18 protein-coding genes are annotated in these 26,337 nt (G+C 67.5%); 3 read left to right on the top strand and 15 right to left on the bottom strand.

Going from position 1 to position 26,337, the window contains the following annotated elements; genetic code table 11:
* Positions 1 to 196 precede the first annotated feature (196 nt).
* From HOP52_RS11555 to HOP52_RS11545, 3 genes are all read right to left on the bottom strand, one after another.
* A complete protein-coding gene (locus HOP52_RS11555; protein ID WP_238977538.1) occupies positions 197 to 679 on the bottom strand; it encodes a regulatory protein RecX in 483 nt (160 codons plus the stop codon).
* 3 nt (positions 680 to 682) lie between these two features.
* Positions 683 to 1,747 (bottom strand): recombinase RecA, encoded by a 1,065-nt coding sequence (gene recA / locus HOP52_RS11550; protein WP_238977537.1) that lies wholly within the window; start codon positions 1,745 to 1,747, stop codon positions 683 to 685.
* A 73-nt stretch (positions 1,748 to 1,820) separates the two neighbouring features.
* The gene (locus tag HOP52_RS11545; protein ID WP_238977536.1) at positions 1,821 to 2,336 is read right to left on the bottom strand and encodes a CinA family protein; all 516 of its coding nucleotides are present in this window, start codon (positions 2,334 to 2,336) and stop codon (positions 1,821 to 1,823) included.
* 145 nt (positions 2,337 to 2,481) lie between these two features.
* On the opposite strand from HOP52_RS11545, the gene mutS reads away from it, so the two are divergent.
* The gene (mutS, locus tag HOP52_RS11540) at positions 2,482 to 5,061 is read left to right on the top strand and encodes a DNA mismatch repair protein MutS (RefSeq protein WP_238977535.1); all 2,580 of its coding nucleotides are present in this window, start codon (positions 2,482 to 2,484) and stop codon (positions 5,059 to 5,061) included.
* A 314-nt stretch (positions 5,062 to 5,375) separates the two neighbouring features.
* Positions 5,376 to 5,699 (top strand): ferredoxin FdxA, encoded by a 324-nt coding sequence (gene fdxA / locus HOP52_RS11535; RefSeq protein ID WP_238977534.1) that lies wholly within the window; start codon positions 5,376 to 5,378, stop codon positions 5,697 to 5,699.
* Positions 5,700 to 6,176: 477 nt separating this feature from the next.
* On the opposite strand, the gene eno is transcribed toward fdxA, so the two are convergent.
* The 12 genes from eno to pilM all read right to left on the bottom strand — a co-directional run bounded on the left by eno (position 6,177) and on the right by pilM (position 23,520).
* On the bottom strand, positions 6,177 to 7,469 hold the full coding sequence (gene eno, locus HOP52_RS11530; RefSeq protein WP_238977533.1) for a phosphopyruvate hydratase: 1,293 nt from the start codon (positions 7,467 to 7,469) through the stop codon (positions 6,177 to 6,179).
* Positions 7,470 to 7,526: 57 nt separating this feature from the next.
* Positions 7,527 to 8,393 (bottom strand): 3-deoxy-8-phosphooctulonate synthase, encoded by an 867-nt coding sequence (gene kdsA, locus HOP52_RS11525; protein ID WP_238977532.1) that lies wholly within the window; start codon positions 8,391 to 8,393, stop codon positions 7,527 to 7,529.
* Positions 8,394 to 8,464: 71 nt separating this feature from the next.
* On the bottom strand, positions 8,465 to 10,126 hold the full coding sequence (locus HOP52_RS11520; RefSeq protein ID WP_238977531.1) for a CTP synthase: 1,662 nt from the start codon (positions 10,124 to 10,126) through the stop codon (positions 8,465 to 8,467).
* 317 nt (positions 10,127 to 10,443) lie between these two features.
* The gene (locus HOP52_RS11515) at positions 10,444 to 11,862 is read right to left on the bottom strand and encodes an FAD-dependent oxidoreductase (protein WP_238977530.1); all 1,419 of its coding nucleotides are present in this window, start codon (positions 11,860 to 11,862) and stop codon (positions 10,444 to 10,446) included.
* Between the two features lie 165 nt (positions 11,863 to 12,027).
* Complete coding sequence (gene gltB / locus HOP52_RS11510; protein WP_238977529.1) at positions 12,028 to 16,479, bottom strand: glutamate synthase large subunit; 4,452 nt, start codon at positions 16,477 to 16,479, stop codon at positions 12,028 to 12,030.
* A gap of 422 nt (positions 16,480 to 16,901) precedes the next feature.
* Entirely contained in the window at positions 16,902 to 18,014 is a 1,113-nt protein-coding gene (gene aroB / locus HOP52_RS11505) for a 3-dehydroquinate synthase (protein WP_238977528.1), read from the bottom strand.
* Positions 18,015 to 18,018: 4 nt separating this feature from the next.
* Positions 18,019 to 18,561, bottom strand: a complete 543-nt coding sequence (aroK, locus tag HOP52_RS11500) for a shikimate kinase AroK (protein WP_238977527.1) — start codon at positions 18,559 to 18,561, stop codon at positions 18,019 to 18,021.
* A complete protein-coding gene (locus HOP52_RS11495; RefSeq protein WP_238977526.1) occupies positions 18,561 to 20,666 on the bottom strand; it encodes a type IV pilus secretin PilQ in 2,106 nt (701 codons plus the stop codon). The genes aroK and HOP52_RS11495 overlap by 1 nt, the downstream gene beginning before the upstream one ends.
* Positions 20,667 to 20,724: 58 nt before the next feature.
* Entirely contained in the window at positions 20,725 to 21,255 is a 531-nt protein-coding gene (locus tag HOP52_RS11490; protein ID WP_238977525.1) for a pilus assembly protein PilP, read from the bottom strand.
* Complete coding sequence (locus HOP52_RS11485) at positions 21,252 to 21,875, bottom strand: type IV pilus inner membrane component PilO (protein ID WP_238977524.1); 624 nt, start codon at positions 21,873 to 21,875, stop codon at positions 21,252 to 21,254. Before HOP52_RS11485 ends, HOP52_RS11490 begins: the two co-directional genes overlap by 4 nt.
* The gene (locus HOP52_RS11480) at positions 21,872 to 22,462 is read right to left on the bottom strand and encodes a PilN domain-containing protein (RefSeq protein ID WP_238977523.1); all 591 of its coding nucleotides are present in this window, start codon (positions 22,460 to 22,462) and stop codon (positions 21,872 to 21,874) included. The genes HOP52_RS11485 and HOP52_RS11480 overlap by 4 nt, the downstream gene beginning before the upstream one ends.
* Positions 22,459 to 23,520 carry a type IV pilus assembly protein PilM gene (gene pilM, locus HOP52_RS11475; RefSeq protein ID WP_238977522.1) on the bottom strand — a complete coding sequence of 354 codons (1,062 nt, stop codon included), beginning with the start codon at positions 23,518 to 23,520 and terminating at the stop codon, positions 22,459 to 22,461. Before pilM ends, HOP52_RS11480 begins: the two co-directional genes overlap by 4 nt.
* A 265-nt stretch (positions 23,521 to 23,785) precedes the next feature.
* Between pilM and HOP52_RS11470 the strand changes: the two genes are divergently transcribed.
* Positions 23,786 to 26,314 carry a penicillin-binding protein 1A gene (locus tag HOP52_RS11470; RefSeq protein WP_238977521.1) on the top strand — a complete coding sequence of 843 codons (2,529 nt, stop codon included), beginning with the start codon at positions 23,786 to 23,788 and terminating at the stop codon, positions 26,312 to 26,314.
* Positions 26,315 to 26,337 lie beyond the last annotated feature (23 nt).

The following is a 26,337-nucleotide window of genomic DNA, read 5'->3' as shown; positions in this document are numbered from 1 at the left end:
AGAGCAATCGCATGACCTGACGTCTGTTCATCGAGCGGCTTCTGAGTGGCAAGGAGCGTCATGTGGGGGCCGGCTCTGCCGGGCGAAGGCGCCGCAGGCGCCCCGGTTTGGCAGCGCTGCGCGTGAAGCGCGCTCCCAAAGCAGCCCCCTTGCCGAGAGTCATTCTTGGCGTGCGATGGCCGCCCCAACAGGTATGTCAGGCGTCGTCCCAAGCGTGGTCGAGGGCATGTCGCAGCTGCTCCGAATCGAAGCCGCGGCCGGCCAGGAAGCGTTCGCGCCGCGCGCGCTCGCGGGGGGTATCGCCGGGCGTGGAGAAGCGCCGCGCCAGGGCGTCGGCGGCCAGCGCGAACCAGTCGAGCTCGCCGCCCTGCTCCAGCTCGGCGAAGGCGGCCCGGGCCGTGTCGCGGTCGACCCCGCGCCTGGCCAGCTCGCCGCGAATCTTCAGCGGCCCCTGGCCACGCGCCACCCGCGAGCGCAGGAAGCTCTCGGCGAAACGGGCATCCGACTGCAGGCCCTGCTCGGCCAGGGCGTCGAGACAGGCCGCGATCGCGGCCGGCTCATGCCCCCGGGCGGCCAGCCGCTCCTTGAGCTCGGCGCGCGAATACTCGCGCCGGGCCAGCAGGCGCACGGCATCGTTGCGGGGCGTCGGCTCAGGGTTACCGGCAGTGCCATTCGACATAACTTAGAGCAGGTCCTCCTCGCCGCCCTCCTCGCTGGCCACGGGCTCGGCGCTCTTCTGCTCCTTCGGCTCAACGGAAGCCAGCAGCTGGGCGCGAATCTGGCTCTCGATCTCCTCCATCACCGCCGGATTGTCCTCGAGGAACTGGGCGGCATTGGCCTTGCCCTGACCGATCTTGTTGCCCTGATAGCTGTACCAGGCCCCCGCCTTGTCGACCAGCTTGCACTGCACGCCCAGGTCGACCACCTCGCCGGCGTGGTAGATACCCTTGCCGTAGAGGATCTGGAACTCGGCCTGGCGAAACGGCGGCGCGACCTTGTTCTTGACCACCTTGACGCGGGTCTCGTTGCCGGTCACTTCGTCGCCCTGCTTGACCGAGCCGGTACGGCGAATGTCCAGGCGCACGCTGGAGTAGAACTTCAGCGCGTTGCCGCCGGTGGTGGTCTCGGGGCTGCCGAACATCACGCCGATCTTCATGCGGATCTGGTTGATGAACACCACCATGCAGTTGGCGTTCTTGATGTTGCCGGTGATCTTGCGCAGCGCCTGGGACATCAGTCGCGCCTGCAGGCCGACGTGGGAATCGCCCATCTCGCCTTCGATTTCGGCGCGCGGCGTCAGCGCGGCCACCGAGTCGATGATGATCACGTCGACCCCGCCGGAGCGCACCAGCATGTCGCAGATCTCCAGCGCCTGCTCGCCGGTGTCCGGCTGGGAGACCAGCAGGTCGTCGAGATTGACGCCGAGCTTCTCGGCATAGCTCGGGTCCAGGGCGTGCTCGGCATCGATGAAGGCGCAGGTCTTGCCCTGCTTCTGAGCCTGGGCGATCACCGACAGGGTAAGGGTGGTCTTGCCCGAGGATTCCGGGCCGAAGATCTCCACGACCCGGCCCAGCGGCAGGCCACCGATGCCCAGCGCGATGTCCAGGCCCAGCGAGCCGGTGGAGACCGACGGCATCACCACCCGCGGGGCATCGCCCAGGCGCATCACGGTGCCCTTGCCGAACTGGCGCTCGATCTGGCTGAGTGCGGCATTCAGCGCCTTGGAACGGTTGTCGTCCTGTGCCATGAGGGCTCTCCTCGCAGAAGGGTCTTGATACTGTATGGTTGGCCAGTATTATGGCGCAAAAAAGGCGGCTCGCCTACTCCCGTGACTCCAGCAGCCTCAGCAGGCCGATCAGGGCCTCGCGGACCGCACGCTCGCGCACCGCGCGGCGGTCGCCGGGAAAGTGGCGGCATTCGGCCTGCTGGTGCCCGGCGTCGCCCCAGGCGAACCACACGGTGCCCACGGGCTTGTCCGGCGACCCGCCGCCGGGGCCGGCCACGCCGCTAATGGCCACGCCGAGGCCGGCGCCGCTGTCGCGGCAGGCGCCGGCGACCATGGCTTCCACCACCTCCCGGCTGACCGCGCCGTGCTCGGCCAGCACCGCCTCCGGCACGCCGAGCAGGCGAGTCTTGGCGGCATTGGAATAGGTCACGTAGCCGACCTCGAAGTAGTCGGAGCTGCCGGCCACCGCGGTGATGGCGCTGGCCACCCCGCCGCCGGTGCAGGATTCGGCGGCGGTCACGCCTACGCCGTGCGTGCGACAGGCCCGCCCCAGGCGCTCGGCGAGGGTGGTCAGATCGAGATTGGCCAGGCTGGCGGCGCTGGGCGGCATGGTTTCACTCCCTCGGGGCTTTCAGGCCGCCGCCCTTCGACGACGACCACGCATAGGCGGTGACTTTTCCGTACAATACCGCCTTTGCCAGCGACATGCATGGCGCGACGCCAGCCCGATTCGACACCAGTGAGACAGGTACCCCATGTCCCAGGCCAGCACCCCGCACACTCCGATGATGGCCCAGTTCCTGACGATCAAGCGCGAACACCCCGACGTGCTGCTCTTCTACCGCATGGGTGACTTCTATGAGCTGTTCTTCGATGACGCCAAGCGCGCCGCGGCGCTGCTCGATATCACCCTGACCCAGCGGGGCCAGTCGGCGGGCAAGCCGATTCCCATGGCCGGCGTCCCCTACCACAGCGCCGAGGGCTATCTGGCGCGCCTGGTGGCCGCCGGGGAATCGGTGGCGATCTGCGAGCAGATCGGCGACCCCGCCGCCAGCAAGGGGCCGGTGGAGCGCCGCGTGGTGCGCATCGTCACCCCCGGCACCCTCTACGACGAGGCCCTGCTCGACGCCCGCCGCGACAACCTGCTGGTGGCCATCCACGCCGTCGGCGAGCGCTGGGGGCTGGCCTGGCTGGAGCTCTCCAGCGGGCGTTTCAGCGTGCTGGAGGTGGAAGGCGAGAGCGAGATGCTGGCCGAACTGACCCGGCTCGACCCCGCCGAGCTGCTGGTCGCGGACGGCCTCTCCCTGCCGCCGGCACTCGAGGGCAGGCGCGGCCTGCGCCGCCAGAGCGACTGGCTGTTCGATGCCGAGAGCGCCCAGCGCATCCTCTGCGACCAGTTCGGCGTCGCCGACCTGCGCGGCTTCGGCTGCGCCCACTTGGAGACGGCGATCACCGCCGCCGGGGTGCTGATCGACTACGCTCGGGACACCCAGCGCTCGCGCCTGCCTCACGTCACCGCCATCGGCGTGGAGAGCCGCGATGACGCCGTGGTGATCGACGCCGCCAGCCGCCGCAACCTGGAGATCGACGTCAACCTCGGCGGCACGCCGGACAACACCCTGGCCAGCGTGCTCGACACCACCGCCACGGCCATGGGCTCCCGGCTACTCAAGCGCTGGCTCAATCGTCCGCTGCGCGACCGGGAACAGGTGGCGCGCCGCCAGGCCGCGGTGGCGCTGCTACTCGACCAGGAGGGCTTCGTGCCGCTGCGCGCGTCGCTCAAGGCGATCGGCGACGTGGAGCGCATCCTGGCCCGGGTCGCGCTCTACAGCGCCCGCCCCCGGGACCTCGCCCGGCTGCGTGATGCGCTGGTCGCCCTGCCGGAACTGGCCGAGGCCCTGGCCGGCTACCCGGAGGGCTCCACGCTGGACGAGCTGAAGCGCCAGATTCGCCCCTATCCCGAGCTGGCCGACACCCTCACCCGCGCGCTGGTGGACAACCCGCCGGTGGTGATCCGCGACGGCGGGGTGATCGCCACGGGCTTCGACGCCGAGCTGGACGAGCACCGCGGCCTGGCCGAGCACGCCGGCGACTACCTGGTGCAGTTGGAGACCCGGGAGCGCGAACGCACCGGCCTGCCCGGTCTCAAGGTGGGCTTCAACCGGGTCCACGGCTACTACATCGAGATTCCCCGGGCCCAGGCCCGCGACGCCCCGGCGGACTACGTGCGCCGCCAGACGCTGAAAAACGCCGAGCGCTTCATCATCCCCGAGCTCAAGGAGTTCGAGGACAAGGCGCTCTCCGCCAAGTCCCGCGCCCTGGCCCGGGAGAAGCTGCTCTACGACGGCCTGCTCGACACCCTCAACGCCGAGCTCGCCGAGCTGCAGGCCAGCGGCCGGGCGCTGGCCACCCTCGACGTGCTGGCCGCCTTCGCCGAGCGCGCCCAGGCCCTGCAGCTCACCCGGCCGAGGCTTCTGGAAGCGCCCGGGATCGAGATCCGCGGCGGGCGCCACCCGGTGGTCGAGCAGGTCAGCGACACCCCTTTCGTGCCCAACGACCTGGTGCTGGATGACACCCGACGCATGCTCGTCATCACGGGCCCCAACATGGGCGGCAAGTCCACCTACATGCGCCAGGCGGCGCTGATCGTGCTGCTCGCCCACACCGGCAGCTTCGTGCCCGCCGACAGCGCCGAGATCGGCCCGGTGGACCGCATCTTCACCCGCATCGGCTCCTCGGACGACCTGGCCGGCGGGCGCTCCACCTTCATGGTGGAGATGACCGAGACCGCCAGCATCCTGCACAACGCCAGCGACCAGAGCCTGGTGCTGATGGATGAGATCGGCCGCGGCACCAGCACCTTCGACGGCCTGTCGCTGGCCTGGGCCAGCGCCGAGCACCTGACCCGCACCCGCGCCTTCACCCTGTTCGCCACCCACTACTTCGAGATGACGGCGCTGGCCGAGCAGGCCGAGGCCGTGGCCAACGTGCATCTCACCGCAGCCGAGCACAGGGACGGTATCGTCTTTATGCACCGGGTAGAGGATGGCCCGGCGAGCCAGAGCTACGGGCTTCAGGTGGCGCAGCTGGCCGGGGTGCCCCAGGGCGTCATCGCCCGTGCCCGTGACAAATTGACCCAGCTCGAGCAGCAGGAGATCGACCAGGGCAGCCGCCCGACGGCCAACCCCGGCAGCGCGCCCTCGGCGCCGCTGCAGACCGACCTCTTCGCCAGCGCCCCCCACCCGCTGGTGGAGGAGCTCAGCGGCCTCGCCCTGGACGAGCTAACGCCGCGCCAGGCGCTGGAGCTGCTCTATCGCTGGAGGGAGGCGCTGTAAGGGCCGCAAGCCCACCGACTTCCCACGGGGCTACCCCGTGGACAGGCCTCCGAGGAGGCGCTGTGAACCCATCCCTGGGCGCTACCGATTCCTTCCCTGGAATCGGACCTCCTCTTCGGCCTGTCCACGGCGCCCCTCGCTATCTGCTTTCCCCTGGCGTCGAAACGGCAAGCCCACCGCTTGCGACGCTATGGGGCCGCGACTAGAATGGTCAGATTCCGCGCCGCCCTAGCATAAGAACACTGGCTCTTATAACTTTTTTATCAACTATCCACAGTGGCCGAACGACCCCGGCCAGAGGAAGGGAGAGTGGCATGACATTCGTCGTCACCGAGAACTGCATCAAGTGCAAGTACACCGACTGTGTCGAGGTCTGCCCGGTGGACTGCTTCTATGAAGGCCCCAACTTCCTGGTGATCCACCCGGACGAGTGCATCGACTGCGCGCTGTGCGAACCGGAGTGCCCGGCAGAGGCGATCTTCGCGGAAGACGAGCTACCGGAGGGTCAGGAGGAGTTCATCGCCATCAATGCCGAGCTGGCCGAGGTGTGGCCCAATATCGCCGAGAAGAAGGACCCGCTGCCCGACGCCGAGGAGTGGGACGGCAAGCCGGGCAAGCTGGAGCATCTCGAGCGCTGATCACTCGCTGCCTCCCCTGACACGCAAGAGCGCCGGCTCCCCTTCGGAGAGTCGGCGCTCTTTCGTTGCGGCAAAAAAAAGGCGACCCTGAGGTCGCCCGCTCCCAGCCATTCCAAGGACGGTTCCCTCCGTCCGGACTCCTGTGGTGACATCCCTGCCCGGAGGCGACGTCCTGTCACACCGAGCGCACCACTCAAAAGCATCCCGTTGCTTTTTTGCATCCTGCCGGAGAGCGTTGCCGCTCTCCCTTGTCCCGAGTTCATTGTGGCATTTCTGCACTGCAACGCAAGTCGGCCCCGGGCCCCGACGACGCAAGGCGGCCAGCACGAAGCCCGCAAAAAAAATATATGCAAAACATGCAGGTAGAAAAAAGCCGACGCCACTGGCGCCGGCTTTCCTGCCCGGGATCAAGCGCCTAACGGCGCCGTTTTGTAGGCAATTTCCTACAAATCCGATCGGCGATATCGCCGCCCAGACTCACTGTCCCTTGATCGCCGAACGACCGGGGTAGGCGGCGGTCTCGCCCAACTGCTGCTCGATCACCAGCAGGCGGTTGTACTTGGCCACGCGGTCGGAGCGACACAGCGAGCCGGTCTTGATCTGGCCGGCGCTGGTGCCCACCGCAAGATCGGCGATGGTGGTGTCCTCGGTCTCGCCGGAGCGGTGCGAGATCACCGCGGTGAAGCCGGCGTCCTGCGCCATCTTGATGGCGTCCAGGGTCTCGGAGAGCGAGCCGATCTGGTTGAACTTGATCAGGATGGAGTTGCCGATCTGCTCATCGATGCCGCGCTTGAGGATCTGGGTGTTGGTGACGAACAGATCGTCCCCGACCAGCTGCACCTTGTCGCCGAGCTTGTCGGTCAGAATCTTCCAGCCCGCCCAGTCGGACTCGTCCAGGCCATCCTCGATGGAGACGATGGGGTAGTCGTCGCACAGGCCGGCCAGGTAGTCGGCGAAACCAGCGGCGTCATACTGCTTGCCCTCGCCAGCAAGGTCGTACTGGCCATCCTTGAAGAACTCGGAGGCGGCGCAGTCCAGCGCCAGGGTGACGTCGCGGCCCAGGGCGTAGCCGGCGTCTTCCACCGCCTGCTTGATCACCGCCAGCGCCTCGGCGTTGGATTCCAGATTCGGCGCGAAGCCGCCCTCGTCGCCCACCGAGGTGGAAAGGCCACGGGCGCTGAGCACCTTCTTCAGGGCATGGAAGATCTCGGCGCCCATGCGCAGACCTTCGCGGAAGTTGGGCGCCCCCACCGGCTGCACCATGAACTCCTGGATGTCGACGTTGTTGTCGGCATGTTCGCCGCCGTTGAGGATGTTCATCATCGGCACCGGCATGCTGTACTGGCCCGGCTGACCGTAGAGCTCGGCGATATGGGCGTAGAGCGGCATGCCCTTGGCGTTGGCGGCGGCCTTGGCGGCGGCCAGCGACACGGCGAGGATGGCGTTGGCGCCGAGCGACGCCTTGTTGTCGGTACCGTCGAGCTCGAGCATGGCCGCATCCAGGCCGCGCTGGTCCCGTGCATCCATGCCCACCAGGCGCTCACGGATCGCCCCGTTGACGGCCTCGACCGCCTTCAGCACGCCCTTGCCGAGGTAGCGGGCCTTGTCGCCGTCGCGCAGCTCCAGCGCCTCGCGGGAGCCGGTGGAAGCGCCGCTGGGGGCGCAGGCCACGCCCACGGCGCCGCTTTCCAGGCGCACTTCGGCCTGGACGGTGGGGTTGCCGCGGGAGTCGAGCACCTCGAGGGCGTGAATATCGACAATCTTGGTCATGGTGTGTCGTCCTTTTTTTATGGGTCAGCGTTGAGTGAGTCGGTGGGGATCGGTGGCTCAGGCGATCGTCAGGGCCGGGAAGCCCTTGACCAGCTCATCGATCGCCTTGAGCTGGGCCAGGAAGGGCTCGAGGCGGTCCAGCGGCAGGGCGCAGGGGCCGTCGCACTTGGCGCTGTCGGGATCGGGGTGGGCCTCGAGGAAGAGCCCGGCGAGGCCTACCGCGACCCCGGCCCGGGCCAGCTCGGCCACCTGGGCGCGCCGGCCATCGGCGCTGTCGGCCCGCCCGCCGGGGCGCTGCAGGGCGTGGGTGACATCGAAGAACACCGGGCGGCCGGTCTGCTTCATCTCGCCGAAGCCGAGCATGTCGACCACCAGGTTGTTGTAGCCGAAGCTCGAGCCGCGTTCGCAGAGAATCAGCCGGTCGTTGCCGGCCTCCTCGCACTTGCGAATGATATGGCGCATCTCCTGAGGCGCCAGGAACTGCGGCTTCTTGATGTTGATCACCGCCCCGGTCTCGGCCATGGCCACCACCAGGTCGGTCTGGCGCGCCAGGAAGGCCGGCAGCTGAATGATGTCGGCGACCTCGGCGACGGGCGCGGCCTGCCAGGGTTCGTGCACATCGGTGATCACCGGCACGCCGAAGCGCGCCTTCACCTCGGCCAGGATCTCAAGCCCCTTTTCGAGGCCCGGACCGCGGAAGGAGTGGATGGAGCTGCGGTTGGCCTTGTCGAAGCTCGCCTTGAAGACGTAGTGGATACCGAGGCGGGAGGTGACATCCACGTAGGTCTCGGCGACCTCGAGGGCCAGCTCCCGGGACTCCAGGACATTCATGCCGCCGAACAGCATCAGCGGCTGCGAATTGCCGGCGGTGAGGCCGGCAACGCGTACATGACGTTCTGGGACGCTGCGTTGGGGGTCTGTCATGTGTCGCTCCTCTGCCCTGGGGCCTAGGGCCGGGCTGATGATGGGCCGGGCAGCCGGGCAGCCGGGCCCGTTCAGCCCTGGGGCTGAGCCTGCGCCTGCTGACGGGCACGCACGTTCTTGTGGTCCAGGGCCGCGTTGACGAAACCGGTGAACAGCGGGTGGCCGTCGCGGGGCGTGGAGGTGAACTCCGGATGAAACTGGCAGGCCACGTACCAGGGGTGGTCGGGCAGCTCGACCATCTCCACCAGGGAGTTGTCGACGCTCTTGCCGGAGACCACCAGGCCGGCCTGCTCCAGCCCTTCCACGAACTGGTTGTTGACCTCGTAGCGGTGACGGTGACGCTCGACGATCTCGTCGCTGCCGTAGGCCTCGCGGGCCTTGCTGCCGGCCTTGAGCTGACAGACCTGGCCGCCCAGGCGCATGGTGCCGCCCAAATCCGAGGCCTCGTCGCGCAGCTCGATCTTGCCTTCCGGGGTGAGCCACTCGGTGATCAGGCCCACCACCGGGTGCTGGGTGTCGTGGGTGAACTCGGTGGAGTCGGCGTCTTCCCAGCCGGCCACGTGGCGCGCGAACTCGATCACCGCCACCTGCATGCCGAGGCAGATGCCCAGGTAGGGGATGCCGTTCTCGCGGGCGAAGCGGGCGGTTTCGATCTTGCCCTCGACGCCGCGCTCGCCGAAGCCGCCGGGCACCAGGATGGCGTCCTTGCCGGCCAGGCGCTCGGTGCCGTGGCGTTCGATGTCCTCGGAGTCGATATAGTCGACGTTGACCTTGACGCGGGTCTGGATGCCGGCATGGATCAGCGCCTCGTTGAGCGACTTGTAGGCGTCGAGCAGCTCCATGTACTTGCCGACCATGGCGATATTGATCGACTTGAGCGGGTTGAGCTTGGCATCGAGCACATGGATCCACTCGGCGAGATCGGCCTCGTCGGCCTCCAGGCGCAGCTTGTCGCAGACGATCTCGTCGAGGCCGTGCTCGTGGAGCATCAGCGGGATACGATAGATGGTGTCGGCGTCCTGCAGCGGCACCACCGCCCGCTCCTCGACGTTGGTGAACAGCGCGATCTTGCGCCGCTCGCTCTCCTCGAGCTCCACCTCGCTGCGACAGATCAGGATGTCCGGCTGGATACCGATGGAGCGCAGCTCCTTGACGCTGTGCTGGGTCGGCTTGGTCTTGGTCTCCCCCGCCGTCTTGATATAGGGCACCAGCGTCAGGTGCATGAAGATCGCCCGGTTGGCGCCGAGTTCGCTTCTGATCTGGCGGATCGACTCCAGGAAGGGCAGCGACTCGATGTCGCCCACGGTGCCGCCGATCTCCACCAGGGCCACGTCGAAGCCCTCGCCGCCGGCGTAGACGCGGCGCTTGATCTCGTCGGTGATGTGCGGGATCACCTGCACGGTGCCGCCCAGGTAGTCGCCGCGGCGCTCGCGGCGCAGCACGTGCTCGTAGACCCGGCCGGTGGTGAAGTTGTTGCCCTGGGTCATCTTGGTGCGGATGAAGCGCTCGTAGTGGCCCAGGTCGAGGTCGGTCTCGGCGCCATCTTCGGTGACGAATACCTCGCCGTGCTGGAAGGGACTCATGGTGCCCGGGTCCACGTTGATGTACGGGTCGAGCTTGAGCATGGTGACCTTGAGGCCGCGCGCCTCGAGAATCGCCGCCAGCGAAGCCGACGCGATGCCCTTGCCGAGAGAGGACACAACGCCGCCGGTCACGAAGATATATCGTGTCATGGAGAACCTGTCGAAACGTGATCGGTAGGCCCGGCAGGAAGCCGCGCCAGGATGGGACGACAGACTAGCAGAATACGACCAATGGCTCAATTTCGCCCGGCTGCTTCAAGGCGAAGGGGGCGTCGCAGGGAGCCCCGCCTCTCGCTCAGGAGGCGGGCACCGACGGCAACCGTTCGCGGCTGTTCCGGCGACAGGCCTACGCGGGGGCGCTGTGAACCCCTCCCTGGGCGCTACCGATTCCTTCCCTGGAATCGGACCCCCGCTTCGACCTGTCCCCGGCGCCGCTCACCGCTGGCGGAGCCGCCATGCACAGAGCCTCAGACCTTCAGGTAGTCCAGGATGCCCTCGCCGGCCTGGCGTCCCTCATAGATAGCGGTGACCACCAGGTCGGAGCCGCGCACCATGTCGCCGCCGGCGAAGATCTTCTCGTGGGTGGTCTGGAAGGGGTAGGCCCCCTTCTCCGGCGCCAGCACGCGGCCGCGCTCGTCCATCTCGATGCCCACGCTCTCGAACCAGGGCGAGGGGCTGGGCTTGAAGCCGAAGGCGATGACCACCGCATCCGCCGGCAGGATCTCCTCGGAGCCCGGCACCACCTCGGGGCGCTGGCGGCCGTTCTCGTCGGGCTCACCCAGGCGGGTGCGCACCACCTTGACGCCTTCCACCTTGCCCTCACCGACCACCGCCACCGGCTGACGGTTGAACAGGAACTCCACCCCCTCCTCGCGGGCATTGGCCACCTCGCGCTTGGAGCCGGGCATGTTCTCCTCGTCACGGCGATAGGCGCAGATCACGCTGTCGGCCCCCTGGCGAATGGCGGTGCGGTTGCAGTCCATGGCGGTGTCGCCGCCGCCCAGCACCACCACCCGCTGCCCCTCCAGGGAGACATAGTCGGCCGGGTCCTTCTCGAAGCCCAGGCAGTGGTTGACGTTGGCGATCAGGTAGTCGAGCGCCTTGTGCACCCCGGGCAGGTCCTCCCCGGGGAAGCCACCCTCCATATAGGTGTAGGTGCCCATGCCCAGGAAGACGGCGTCGTACTGTTCGAGCAGCTTGTCGAAGGCGATGTCGCGCCCCACCTCGGTGTCGAGGCGGAACTCCACGCCCATCTCCTCGAACACCGCCCGGCGGCGCTCCATCACCGTCTTCTCGAGCTTGAATTCGGGGATGCCGAAGGTCAAAAGGCCGCCGATTTCCGGGTACTTGTCATACACCACGGGCTTGACGCCGTTGCGCACCAGGATATCGGCGCAGCCGAGCCCCGCCGGGCCGGCTCCGATGATCGCCACCTTCTTGTCGGTCCAGGTAACCTGGGACATGTCCGGGCGCCAGCCCATGGCGAAGGCAGTATCGGTGATGTACTTCTCCACCGAGCCGATGGTGACGGCCCCAAAGCCGTCATTGAGGGTGCAGTCGCCCTCGCAGAGGCGATCCTGGGGGCACACCCGGCCGCATACCTCGGGCAGCGTATTGGTGCGGTGCGACAGCTCGGCGGCCTCGAGGATATTGCCCTCGGCCACCAGCTGCAGCCAGTTGGGGATATAGTTGTGGACCGGGCACTTCCACTCGCAGTAGGGGTTGCCGCAATGCAGGCAGCGGTGGGCCTGGCTGGCCGCGTCCTGAGGCTTGTAGGGTTCATAGATCTCGGCGAACTCCCGCGAGCGGGTGCGGGCGTCCTTCTTCTGCGGGTCCTGACGACCCACATCGATAAACTGGAAGTCGTTGTTCAAACGGTTGGCCATGGTCTCTGCTCCTAGTCTCTGCGTGGCGGTCTCATCGGCACCGGCCGCGGCCTTGCGCTCAACCGATGCCGGTCACGTTGCCGGACGCCGCCTCATTCATTCCGGCGGCCGTCGCACTGATTCCGGCCGCCGCCGCCTCACTTATTCCGGCTGACGCCGCCTCACTTATTCCGGCTGGCGCCGGGATTGGGCCAGCAGGCTGTTGAGGCTTGCCGCCTTGGGCTTCACCAGCCAGAAGTGACGAACGAATTCACTGAAATCGTCGAGGATGTCGAGCCCGCGGCGCGAGCCGGTCTCGGCCACGTACTCCTCGATGATTTCCCGCAGATGACGTCGATAGGCCTCCATGGTTTCGGTGTTGACCCGGTGGATCTCCACCAGCTCGTGGTTATAGCGGTCGACGAAGGAGCGGTCCTCGTCGAGCACGTAGGCGAAGCCGCCCGTCATGCCGGCGCCGAAGTTGACGCCGGTTCTGCCCAGCACGCAGACCAGGCCCCCGGTCATGTACTCGCAGCAGTGGTCGCCGGCGCCTTCGATCACCGCGTGGGCGCCGGAGTTGCGCACCCCGAAGCGCTCCCCGGCGGTGCCGGCGGCGAACAGCTTGCCGCCGGTGGCGCCATACAGGCAGGTGTTGCCGATGATCGCCGTCTTGTGGCTCTCGAAACGGCTCGCCCGGGGCGGCACGATGACGATCTTGCCGCCGTTCATGCCCTTGCCCACGTAGTCGTTGGCATCGCCTTCCAGGTAGAGGTCGAGCCCGCGAGCGTTCCACACCCCGAAGCTCTGGCCGGCCACGCCCTCGAAGCGCACCCTGATCGGCGCCTCTTCGAGCCCCGCCTCGCCGTAGCGCTTGGCGATGGCCCCCGAGCTGAGCGCCGGCACCGAGCGGTCGCAGTTGGTGATCGAGAAGGCAAACTCGCCGCCCGACTTCTGCTCGATGGCATTGGCCAGCGCCTCGAGCACCTCCTGGTTCTTGGCGCCCGGGTCGTGGGGCACGTTGCGGCTCACCCGGCAGAACTGGGGCGCATCCGCCGGCACGAAGTCGTTGCCCAGCAGACCCGAGAGGTCGAGCTTGCGCTGGGAGGCGGTCTCGCCCTCCAGCACCTCGAGCAGATCGGTGCGGCCGATCAGATCGGTGAGCTGGCGTACGCCGAGCATCGCCATCAGCTCGCGCACTTCTTCTGCAATGAAGCGGAAGTAGTGCTTGACCATGTCGACGGTGCCGCGGAAGTGCTCGTCGCGCAGGTACTGGTGCTGGGTGGCGACACCGGTGGCGCAGTTGTTGAGGTGGCAGATGCGCAGGTACTTGCAGCCCAGCGCCACCATCGGCGCCGTACCGAAGCCGAAGCTCTCGGCGCCGAGGATCGCCGCCTTGACCACGTCGAGGCCGGTCTTCAGGCCGCCGTCGGTCTGCAGGCGGATCTTGTCGCGCAGGCCGTTGATGCGCAGCGCCTGGTGCACCTCGGGCAGCCCCAGCTCCCAGGGGCTGCCGGCATGCTTGATCGAGGTCAGGGGGCTTGCCGCGGTGCCGCCGTCATAGCCCGAGACGGTGATCAGGTCGGCGTAGGCCTTGGCCACCCCGGTGGCGATGGTGCCGATACCCGGCTCGGAGACCAGCTTTACCGACACCTGGGCATCCGGGTTGACCTGCTTGAGGTCGAAGATCAGCTGCGCCAGGTCCTCGATGGAGTAGATATCGTGATGCGGCGGCGGCGAGATCAGGGTCACCCCCGGCACCGAATAGCGCAACCGGGCGATCAGTTCGTTGACCTTGCCGCCGGGCAACTGGCCGCCCTCGCCGGGCTTGGCGCCCTGGGCCACCTTGATCTGCAGCACCTCGGCATTGACCAGGTAGGCCGGAGTGACGCCGAAGCGCCCCGAGGCGATCTGCTTGATCTTGGAGCTGCGAATAGTGCCGTAACGGGCCGGGTCCTCGCCGCCCTCGCCGGAGTTCGAGCGCCCGCCGGCCTCGTTCATGGCCTGGGCCAGGGCCTCGTGGGCCTCGGGGGAGAGCGCGCCCAGCGACATGCCGGCGCTGTCGAAGCGCGGAATCAGCGACTCGACCGACTCCACCTCCTCCAGGGCCAGCGGCGTCTCGGCAGACTTGAGGCTCAGCAGGTCGCGCAGGGTGGCCACCGGCCTTTCGTTGACCAGCTGGGCAAACTTCTTCCACTTGGTGTAGTCGCCCTCCTGGACGGCCTCCTGCAGCGTCTTGATCACGTCAGGGTTGTAGGCGTGGTACTCATGATCGTGGACGTACTTGAACAGCCCGCCCTGGGCGATCCCCTTGCGCGGCGTCCAGGCCTCGCGGGCCAGCAGCTCCTGCTGCAGCTGCAGCTCGGCAAAACCGGTGCCCTGGATGCGCGAGGCCATGCCGGTAAAGCAGAGCGCCATCACTTCGTCGCTGAGCCCCACCGCCTCGAACAGCTGGGAACCGCGGTAGGAGGCGAGCGTCGAGATGCCCATCTTGGAGAGGATCTTGAACAGCCCCTTCTGCAGCCCCTTGCGGTAGTTCTCGCGGGCATCCGCCGGGTTGCCGGTGAGCTCGCCGGTGCGATGCATGTCGGCCATCACCTGGTAGGCCAGCCACGGGAAGACCGCGGTGGCGCCGACACCGAACAGCACCGCCATCTGGTGGGCATCGCGGGCATAGCCGGTCTCCACCACCAGGTTGGCGTTGGGACGCAGCGCCAGCTTGCCCAGATGGTGGTGCACGGCCCCCACGGCGAGCGCGGCGTGAATGGGCAGCTGGCCCTTGTCGAGATGGGCGTCGGAGAGCACCAGGATCACCTTGCCATCGCGCACCGCCGCTTCCGCCTGGCGGCAAAGCTCGGCCAGCGCCCCCTTGAGGCCGATCTGCTCCGGGTCATAACCCATGCTCAGGCTATGGCTGGCAAAGGCCGGGGCGTCCTGGTCGAGCAGCGCGGCGAACTTGCGCGGCGACAGCACCGGGGTGGTCAGGATGATCCGGTGGGCATGCTCCGGCGTCGCCTTGAAGACGTTGCGCTCGGCGCCGATGCAGGTCTCCAGTGACATCACGATCGCTTCGCGCAGCGGGTCGATGGCGGGGTTGGTGACCTGGGCGAACTTCTGGCGGAAGTAATCGGTGAGCAGGCGCTGCTTGCCGGAGAGCACCGCCATGGGGGTGTCGTCACCCATGGAACCCACCGCCTCCTGGCCGCTCTCGGCCAGCGGACGCAGCACCTGGTCGCGCTCCTCGAAGCTGACCTGGAACATCTTCTGCCAGGTCTTCACCGCATCGGCGTCCATGTTCTGGAAGCTGGCCAGCTCGGTCAGCGCCGACTCCAGATAGTGCGCCTCCTCCTTCAGCCAGCGCTTGTAGGGATAGGCGGACTTCAGACGGCTGTCGATGTCCTCGGTGTGCAGCACTTCGCCGGTGTGGGTATCCACGGCGAGAATCTGCCCCGGGCCGACACGCCCCTTGGCCACCACGTCCTCGGGGGCATAGTCGTAGGTGCCGATCTCCGAGGCCAGGGTGATATAGCCGTTCTTGGTGATCACCCAGCGCGCCGGACGCAGGCCGTTACGGTCGAGCATGCACACCGCCTGGCGGCCGTCGGTCATCACCACCCCGGCCGGACCATCCCAGGGCTCCATGTGCATGGAGTTGTACTCGTAGAAGGCGCGCAGTTCGCCGTCCATGGTCTCGACGTTCTGCCACGCCGGCGGCACCATCATGCGCACCGCCCGGTGAAGCTCCATGCCGCCCATCAGCAGCACTTCGAGCATGTTGTCCATGCTCGAGGAGTCGGAGCCGCTGGTATTGACGATCTCGTCGAGTTCGGCGATGTCGGGCAGCCGCTCGTTGACGAAGTTCGCCTTGCGCGAGTTGGCCCAGCCGCGGTTGGCCTCGATGGTGTTGATCTCGCCGTTATGGGCCAGCAGCCGGAAGGGCTGAGCCAGCGGCCAGCGCGGCGCGGTGTTGGTGGAGAAGCGCTGGTGGAAGACGCAAATGGCGGTTTCCAGGCGCTCATCGCCGAGGTCCTGATAAAACGCCGGCAGGTCCACCGGCATCACCAGCCCCTTGTAGGAGATCACCTGGGAGGAGAGTGAGCAGACGTAGAAGTCCTCCTCCTCGCGCAGCATCTGCTCGGCGCGACGACGGGCCATGAACAGCTCGACATCGAAGCGCTGGGGGTCGCAGCCCTTGCCGGGCTCGACGAACAGGTGGCGAATCCGCGGCAGGCAGGCCAGCGCCATGGGCCCACAGCAGGCGGGGTCCACCGGCACGTCGCGCCAGCCGCGGATCACCAGGCCACAGGCGCGCAGCTCGCCCTCCAGCACGCTGCGGGCCCGGGCCTCGCGGGCATCGTCATCGGGCAGGAAGACCGCCCCCACCGCGAAACGCTCGCCCAGTTGCACGTCCAGGGCCTCGGCGGCCACCTCGCGCATGAAGGTCTCGGGCAGCTTGAGCAGCAGCCCGCAGCCGTCTCCGGTCTTGCCGTCGGCGGCAATGCCCCCGCGGTGGGTCATGCAGGTGAGCGACTCGATGGCCGTGCGCAGCAGGTCGTGGCTGGCCTGCCCCTCCATGTGGGCAATCAGACCGAACCCACAGTTGTCACGGAATTCGCCGGGGTGATGAAGGCCTCTATTCATGGGCGTGCCTCTAGCAATACGATTGACATCACAGCGATGCATTGATATTATAATATGTTTTTTTAAATTTATGCCTGCCGAACAAGGCCGGCCGCTGTGGCGGACAAAGGACGCACAGCATAGTCACCCCCGGGCATCCCGCGCAATCGCCACCCCCTACCCCGCCTAAAAAAATCTTGCCAAATCCGCCACTTGGCAAAACGCCGCGAGCAAAAAACACCCCCAAGTCAACGACTTGCAGACCCCATAAACGCTATACCAACGAGATGGCCGGACAGGTAGACTTTAGTCTAATTTGGCCATTTTTCCCCATACCGATACGGCATACGGCATGCTGATTTCATCGTGCCGAGCGGCCCGACACGCCGACGCCCGCACGGCGGCGGGCGTCGAAAACGTCGAATGGCAGGGTAGATGGGCGCTCAGCGGCGCGGAAAGTCCCGCAGCAGGGCCGAAAGCTGGTCGTCTGGCGTCTGGTCATGCACGCAGGCGTCGCCCAGGGCGCGCAGCAGAATCAGCCGCAAACGGTGGTCGAGGTTCTTCTTGTCCAGACGCATCCGCGCCAGAAAGTCCTCCTCCCCCATCTCGGCGGGCACTGCGAGCGGCAGGCCGGCGGCTTCGATGAGGGCGCGGGTACGCGCCACCTCGGCCTCGTCGAGCCAGCCCAGGCGATGCGACAGCTCGGCGGCCATCAGCATGCCGGCGCCCACCGCCTCGCCGTGCAGCCACTTGCCGTAGCCCTGGTGGGCCTCGATGGCGTGACCGAAGGTATGCCCCAGGTTGAGCAGGGCACGCACGCCCTGCTCGGTCTCATCCTCGGCGACGATCTCGGCCTTGAGGGCACAGCTACGCTCGATGGCCCGGGTCAGGGCCGCGGCGTCCAGGTCACGCAGCGCCGGCATCGCCTCCTCCAGCCAGGCCAGGAAATCGGCGTCGCGGATCAGGCCGTACTTGATCACCTCGGCGAGCCCCGCCGAGAGCTCCCGCGAGGGCAGGGAGGCCAGGGTATCGGTGTCGATCAGCACCGCCCGGGGCTGCCAGAAGGCACCGATCATGTTCTTGCCCAGCGGGTGGTTGACCCCGGTCTTGCCGCCCACCGAGGAGTCGACCTGGGAGAGCAGCGTCGTGGGCACCTGGATGAAGGCCACGCCGCGCTGATAGCAGGCCGCGGCGAAGCCCACCATGTCGCCGATCACCCCGCCGCCCAGGGCGACCAGGGTACAGCGACGGTTGAAGCCGGCTTCGAGCAGCGCATCCCAGATACGCGAGACGCTCGCCAGGGTCTTGGTGGCCTCGCCGTCGGGCAGCACCAGCTCGCGCACCTCGGCGTCGGCGGGCAGGCCGCCACGGCAGCGCTCGAGATAGAGAGGCGCTACCGTCTCGTTGGTGACGATCATCACCTGGCGCCCGGCCAGATAGGGACTCAGCCACTCGGGATCGCCGAGCAGCCCGGGGCCGATGTGAATGGGATAGCTGCGGCTGCCCAGCGCCACCTGCAGGCGGCGCTGGGCGCTGGAAGAATCACTGAGGGTCATGGCATCAGGCCTTGGCTTGAAGGGGATCGACCAGCCGCTGCACGCGCCGCACGATGTCGTTGACCACGGCCCGCGGCCCGCGGCGGTCGGTGCGCACCACGATATCGGCGGTGGCGCGGTAGAGGGGGTCACGCAGGGCGAACATCTCGCGCAGCAGCGACTCCCGGTCGCCGCGCTGCAGCAGCGGCCGGTTGCGGTCCTTGGCCACCCGCTTGAGCTGCTGCTCCACGGTGGTGAACAGGTAGATGACCGTGCCGCGCTCGCGCAGCCGGCGGCGGTTCGACTCGCGCAGCACCGAGCCCCCGCCGGTGGCCAGCACCACGCCGTCGAGGCGGGTCAGCTCCTCGATCATCTGCTCCTCACGCAGACGAAAGCCGGCTTCGCCCTCGACGTCGAAGATCCAGGGGATATCGGCACCGCAGCGCGCCTGGATCTCGTGGTCGCTGTCGTAGAAGTCGCGTGACAGCTCGGCCGCCAGGAGGCGGCCGATGGTGCTCTTGCCGGCCCCCATGGGGCCGACCAGTATCAGGTTGGGCAGGTCCTGCATCAGCGAATCGCCATGCCGTCGTCGAGTATCCGGGGAGTGATGAACACCAGCAGCTCCACTTTCTGGTTGCTCTGCTCATTGTATCGGAAGAGCCGGCCGAGCACCGGCAGATCGCCGAGAAAGGGCGTCTTCACGATGCGACTGAGCTCTTCGGTAGTCAGGATACCACCCAGCACGACGGTTTCACCATTGTCGACCAGCACCTGGGTCTCGATCTGGTTGGTGTCGATGACCGGGACCCCGCCGAAGACCTCATCGGCAATGGTGTCGTTATTGATCACCAGGTCCATGATGATGCGGTTGTCGGGGGTGATCTGCGGGGTCACCTCCAGCGACAGCACCGCCTCCTTGAACTCCACGTTGGTGGCCCCACTGGCGGTGGCCTCCTGGAAGGGTACCTCCTGACCCTGCTTGATCACCGCGGTGCGCTGATTGGCGGTGATCACCCGCGGCTGAGAGATGGTCTGGCTCTTGTTCTCGCTCTCCAGGGCCCGCAGCTCGAGATCGAGCAGGATATCGCCGGCTAGATAGCCAAAGGTGAAGGCCGAGAGCGGATCCTCACCGCCCAGATCCACCGCCAGCCCGCCGCGGGCCCGGTTCAGGCCCTGGGGATTGAGATCCCGCCGGACAAAATCGAAGACATTCTGCTCCTCCGGAGGCATCATCTGATCACCGTCACGCTCCCTTTCCCTGAAGCCTCGGGTCGAAGACGCACCCCAGTTGACCCCCAGCTCCTGAGTCACGCCGTCCCGGGCGATCACGATCCGCGCCTCGATCTGCACCTGGCGCACCGCCACGTCGAGGCGGTCGATAGTCGCCAATATCTCCTGGATCTGATCGGCGGTGTCCTGGATCAGCAGGGTATTGGTGCGCTGATCCACGGCCACCCGGCCGCGCTCCGTGAGCAACCCGAAGCCGTCCTCGCCGCGCAGCAGCCGGGCCAGGTCCTCGGCGCGGGCGTAGCGCACCTGCAGGTACTCCGAGGTCAGCGGGGCCAGGGTCTCCATCTGAGTACGCGCCTCGAGCTCCTGCTGCTCGATGTTGGCCAGCTCGCTGGCCGGGGCCACCAGGATGACGTTGCCCTCCTGGCGGCTCGCCAGGCCGTGACTCTTGAGCACCAGGTCCAGCGCCTGGTCCCAGGGCACGTCCTGAAGATTGAGGGTCACCCGGCCGGTGACGCTGTCGCTGGCCACCAGGTTGAGCCCGGTGAAGTCGGCGATGATCGCCAGCACCGAGCGCACCTCGATGTCCTGGAAGTTGAGGGTGATGCGCTCGCCGGTGTAGGGGAACTGCTCGCGCACCCGCCGGTCGCGCTCCGCCTGGGTCACCGGCTGCGCCTCGATGGTCAGCTGACGGCCGCTCTGGGTGGAGACCATGGCGTACTCGCCGCTGCCTTCGATATCGAGGGTCAGGCCGTCGCGACCGGGGCGCGGCGTGATCCGCCGCAGCGGGGTGCCGAAGTCGCTGACGTCGAGCACCTGGTTATGGGCCTCGGGCAGGACCACATCGCGCAATACGGCGACGATGCGGTTGCCGCTGGCCTCGCGCACCCGGGCGTCCACCCCGGCACGGTCGAAGGTGACGATCAGTCGGCCGGCGCGCCCCTCGCCGCGGCGAAAGTCGATATCCTCCAGGGTCGGCAGGCGGCTTTCGGCCGCCAGGCGTGGCTCGGACTGCGGCTCAGGCTGCGTCGCTGTCGCCGGTGCCGACGCCGGCCGCGCCGACACGCTGCCCCCGATCGCCAGCCGCAGGCGGTCGCCCTGCTCGGTGGTGCTGTAGGGCAGGGGCTCCTCGAGGTTGAAGACCAGGCGGGTGCGCGCCCCGGCCTCCAGGGCGGTCACCTGCTCGACCCCACCGACCCCCAGCTCGATGCGCCGCTGATCGAGCCGGTTGCCGGTCTCCATCAGGTCGATGGTCAGACGCGCCGGCTCGTCGAGCCGATAGCCTCGCACCTCGGGCACGCCGCCGCTGAAGGTCAGATCGACCTGCAGCTCTCCCCCCTCGCCCTGGCGAAAGTCCAATCCGGTCAGCGTTGACGCCGCCAGCGCCGACGTGGACGCCGCCAACAGGCCAAGCACCAGCACCGCGCGAATCATCTGTGTCATGACATCCATCCCCTGCCCTTCACCGGCCTTCCCGTGGGGGTGACCGGCATCCTGTAAGTTACTCGCTGAGCGTCAGGCGTCGGCGCTGCTCGACCCATCCCTCACGCTGCATGACCGTTTCGACCAGCTCCACGGTTGACTGGGTGATACTGACGATGCGCCCGCGGTTCTCACCCAGGCGGTTGCCGACCTGCAGCCGGTGCACCTGCCCGTCCGGCGAGCGCACCAGCGCCGAGGGCTGCCCGCCCACGGTAAGGATGCCGACCAGCTCCAGCTCGCCGAGGGCAAAGCGCTCCAGCGGCTCCCTGGGGCGCTCCGGGTCGGGAGCCAGTTCGCCGCTGAACGCCTGGGAGCGCCGCTCATCGGCCTGCTGACGAGGGACGAAGGGGCTGCGGCTATCGTCCTCCCGGTAGGGCGTGGCCTCATAGCTCGGCACCTCAGGCAGCTCCAGGCGGGGCGCCGCCCCCGGGTCGGTGCGAATTGCCGCCAGTTCCCGGTCCAGCTCGTCCAGCTGCGGGTCGACACAGCCTGCCAGGGCCAGCAGGCCGACGCCGAAGAGGCCTGCCCACGGGCGACGCGAAGCCATCATGGCGCCACCTCCGCGTCGTTATCCCGATAGCTGTAGGTGCGTGCCAGCATGGACAGCCGCAGCCCCTCCCCGTCTTCCACCGGCGCCAGGGTCAGGTCGTGCTGGGTCACGATACGCGGCAGGGCAGCGATGCCGGCCAGAAAGGTGGCAATGCGGTGATAGTCGCCGCGCACCTGAATATCGAAGGGGCGCTCGATGTAGAAGTCTCGCTCGACCGGCGTACGCAGGCGAATGAAATCTATCGACAGCTGGCTGTCGAGGGCCAGGTCGCTGACGCTGTCGATCAGCGAGGGAATCTCCGCCCCGGACGGCAGCATGGCCATGAGCGTCTCCATGCGCGCTTCCAGCACCTCCATCTGCTCGATCATCTCGGGCAGCCTTGCCGCCTGGGCCGCCCGCAGGCGATAGTCGCGCAGCAGCTCACGCTCCTCGGCCCGGACCTGCTCCAGCTCGGCCTGCTTGGGGGTCGCAAGGTACCAGTGAATGCCGGCGAAGGTCAGGCCGAATACCAGCGCGCAGCAGAGCACCTGCAGCGACCAGGGCCAGCTGCCCGACTCCTTGATATCCAGGTTTCGCCAGTCGAGCTCGCGCAAGCGGCGCATTTCGGCACTGAGACTCATGGCACCTCCTGTGCACTATCCTCGGGAGAGGCATCTGCCTCGCCCGCATCGCTGGGCGCCAACTGCATGACGCTGAGGCTGAAGCGCCGCCGCGCGCCCTGGTCCGTCTCGACCTCCGAGAGCACCGGCTCAGCCAGCGAGGGAGCCGCCGCCAGGGCGCGCAGCTGATCGGAGACCCGGCGATTGCTTTCGGCCAGGCCGCTCAGGCGCAGGCGGTCATCCTGACGGCTCAGCTGCGTATAGTGCACGCCATCCACCAGGCTGGTGGTCAGGTCGCGCAGCACCTGCACGGTCTGGGAGCGCCCCTGCTGAAGCTCGCTGAACACCTCGACCTGGCCGATCATGCGCTCGCGGATCGCCTCGTACTCGCCGATCGACTGGATATCCCGATCGAGCCGCTGCATCTGCTCACGGATATGCGCGTTGCGCTGCTGCTGGGCATCGCGCCCCTCCTGGTAGTGGTGAGTCACCCCCAGCCCGGCCGCGACGCCCAGCGCCGCCATGAGCACGATGGCCAGCTGGAAGCGGCGGCTGCGGCGGGCACGCTGCTGCTCCCGCCAGGGCAGGAGATTGATCTCGATACTCATTTCCCCGCCCTCATCGCCAGGCCGCACGCCGTGAGCATGGCCGGGGCGTCGCCGGCCAGGGTCTGAACATCGATGCGGGTATTGATCTTCATGCGCAGGAAGGGATTGGCGATCACGACCTCCATGCCGGTTTCCTGGGCCAGGCGCTCGGCCAGGCCGGGAATCACGCTGGACCCGCCGGCCAGGATCATGCGCCGCACCTCGTGCTTGCGTCCGGCGGTATAGTAAAGCTGCAGGGAGCGCCCGATCTGCTGTACCAGGGTGTCCAGAAAGGGAGCCAGCACGCTGGTCCGGTAGTCCTCCGGGAGGCCACCGCGCTTCTTGGCCAGGCCCGCCTCTTCCAGGCTCAGGCCATAGCGGACGCGAATCTCCTCGGTCAGCTGGCGCCCGCCAAATACCGTGTCACGGCTGTAGGTGATGCGCCCGCCGCAGATCACATGGAAGGCGTTCATGGTCGCGCCGATATCCACCAGCGCCACGCAGTCCTCCTCGCCCCCGCCCGGCGGCAGCTGATGACGCAGCTCGCTGAAGGCACGCTCCATGGCGAAGGTTTCCACATCCACCGCCGCCGGCGTCAGTCCGGCCTGCAGCAGCGCATCGGTGAGCTGATTGATGTCCTGCTGGCGGCAGGCGACCAGCAGCACGTCCTGCTGGTCGCCGTAGCGGGCATTGAGCCCCAGACGCTGAAAGTCGAAGGCGACTTCACTGAACGGAAAGGGGATATGCTTGTCGGATTCCAGTTGAATGCGCGCCTCGATCTCGTCATCGTTGAGCGAGGCGGGCACGGTCAGGGACTTGGTGATGGCCGCGCTGGCCGGCACCGCGGCTACGGCCTGCCGCGTGGAGGGCTTGGCACTCTCCACTGCACGCTGCAGGGCATCGGCGACTTCGCCCATGTCGCGAATGCGCCGCTCGACCACGGCGCCCTCGCGCAGCGGCCTGACCGCATAGCTTTCGATCTGATAGTGGGAGCCGACCCGTCTGAGCTCGATCAATTTGACGGTTGCCGATGTGATATCGACGCCGATCAGTCCCTTGCCGGAGGCTCTGAGTCGCATCTATCCATGCCCCTGCCTTAATTCATTGCGGTAGCCCGCTTTTGTCGTTGTGTCGCCTATCGGACTCAGCCGAATGACTCAGCAAGATCATACCCTGCACTGTAAGATCGAGGTTACATGATATCGCCACCCTTCACATAAAGTTGGACGCAGCGCCCCGTCAACGCTGGTGGCCAAGCGGCTGGCTTCCTATAATAGCCAGCGCCAGTGAAGGCTCCTCCATCGCCGCCGCCCTCCCTGTTTTCACCACGGATACCGACGTTTCATGAAGTGGATCAAAACCCTGATTTTTTCGGTCTTCTGGCTGCTGGTATCGCTGTTCACGGTATCGCTGCTCGGCGTGGCCGGTGCCGCGCTCTACTTCACCCCGGGGCTGCCCGACGTTCGACAGCTGCAGGACTTCGAGCTGCACACCCCGCTGCGCATTTTCACCCGTGACGGCAAGCTGATCGGCGAGTTCGGCGAGGAGCGGCGCATGGCCGTGGACTTCGACGAGATTCCCGAGGAGTTCATCCAGGCCCTGCTGGCCGCCGAGGACGCCAACTTCTTCGAGCATCGTGGCGTCGACCCCCGCGGCCTGGCACGGGCCGGCCTGGAGCTGGTCTCCAGCGGCGGTGACATCCAGTCCGGGGGCTCCACCATCACCATGCAGGTGGCACGCAACTACCTGCTGACCCTGGACCGGACCTTCACCCGCAAGATCCGCGAGATCCTGCTGGCGCTGCAGATGGAGCGCATCCTCACCAAGGAGGAGATCCTTGAGCTCTACGTCAACAAGATCTTCCTGGGCCACCGCGCCTACGGTATCGCGGCGGCGGCGGAGGTGTATTACGACAAGCCGCTGAGCGAGCTGAGCCTGGCCCAGAAGGCGATGATCGCCGGCCTGCCCAAGGCGCCCTCGTCGTTCAACCCGCTGGCCAACCCCGAGCGCTCGCTGATCCGCCGCAACTGGATCCTCTATCGCATGCGCCAGCTGGGCAACATCGACCAGGCCACCTACGAGGCGGCGGTACAGGAGCCGATCACCGCCCGCCGCCATGTCGCCCAGGTCGAGGTGGACGCCGACTACGTGGCCGAGATGGCGCGCCAGTACGCTATCGAGCGCTTTGGCGACGATGCCTACACCGGCGGCTATCGCATCCACACCACCCTGGATAGCGAGCTGCAGCCCTACGCCCGCAACGCCCTGGCCAACGGCCTGATCGACTACGACACCCGCCACGGCTGGCGCGGCCCGGAGCAGCGCGACATCCCCGCCGGTCTCGTCGAGGCCCAGGCGCGCACTGAGCGTCGCGGCCTGGAGGAAGAACTCGACGAGTCCCCCGAGATCCTGCAGACCGCCCGGCAGGCGGCAGAGCGCAGCCAGACCGAGGTCGAGGGCGTCGAGGGCGACGTCAGCAACTGGCTGGGCGTGCTCGAGCGCACCCCGGGCTTCGGCCCGCTGCAGCCGGCCATCGTGGTCGAGAGCGAGGGCCGCGAGATGCGCGTGATGACCCGCGGGGGCGAGCTGCACACCCTGGCCTGGGACGGCCTCTCCTGGGCCCGCGCCTACCGCAGCCCACGGGCGCGAGGGCCCGAACCGAGCGCCGCCGCCGAGATCGCCACCACCGGCGACCTGGTACGCATCCTGCAGCGCGAGGACGGCAGCTGGCGACTCTCCCAGCGCCCCCAAGCCGAAGGCTCGGTGGTGGTGATGGAGCCCGATACCGGCGCCATCCTCGCCCTGCAGGGCGGCTTCAGCTTCAATGCCAGCAAATTCAACCGTGCCGTCCAGGCGCAGCGGCAGTCGGGCTCGATCTTCAAGCCGTTCATTTTTCTCGCCGCGCTGGACAGCGGCATAATGACCGCTTCCAGCGTGGTCAACGACGCCCCGGTGGTGGTCCAGGACGGCAGCAACGAGCTGTGGCGCCCGGTCAACGCCAGCCGCGACTTCCTGGGCCCGACCCGGCTGCGCGTGGCGCTGGCCCGCTCGCGCAACCTGGTCACCATCCGCGTGCTGCAGACCCTGGGGCTCGACGCCACTCTCGACTACCTCGAAGGCTTCGGCTTCGCCCCCGGCCGCCTGCCCCGCGGGCTGTCGCTGGCCCTGGGCAGCGCCGACCTGACCCCGCTGGAGATGACCAACGCCTACGCGGTGCTGGCCAACGGCGGCTATCAGGTCACCCCCTGGTTCATCGAGCGCGTCACCCGCGGCAGCGACGACCAGGTCATCGAGCAGGCCCGCCCCACGATCGTATGCCGGCAGTGCAGCGATGGGCAGACCGAGGTCGAGATCGACGGCAGGCGTTACGGTGTCGCCCCCCGGGTGGCCGACCCCACCGCGGTCTACATCATTTCCGACATGCTGCGCGACGTGATCGAGAGCGGCACCGGCCGCGCTGCCCTGGCACTGAACCGCAGCGACGTGGTCGGCAAGACCGGCACCACCAACAACCAGCGCGACGGCTGGTTCGCCGGCTACAACAGTGAGCTGGTGGCCACGGTGTGGATCGGCAAGGACGACAACGAGACCATTGCCGAGTATGGCGGCAACGCCGCCCTGCCGATCTGGATCGAGTTCATGCAGCACGCCCTGGAGGGCCGCCCGGAAGCCAAGCCCGAGGAGCCGAGCCTGCTGGTCCGCGCCCGGGTCGACAGCCAGACCGGCCGACGCCTGGCCGACGGCCAGTCCGGCGGCATCAGCGAGCTGTTCCACCCCGACTTCCTGCCGGACCAGGAGTCGCGACGCATCGAGCAGGAGGTCGAGCGGCGCAGCGGTGCGCAGGGCACCGGCTCCTACGAGGCGATCTTCTAGTGCTCTACAGCTGGCAGCCCTGA

It is taken from the genome of Billgrantia campisalis (assembly GCF_022341425.1).
GTDB classification, from domain to species: Bacteria; Pseudomonadota; Gammaproteobacteria; order Pseudomonadales; family Halomonadaceae; genus Halomonas; species Halomonas campisalis.
Note: the sequence above shows the minus strand (reverse complement) of the source record. Positions and strands in the feature narration are given on the sequence as shown.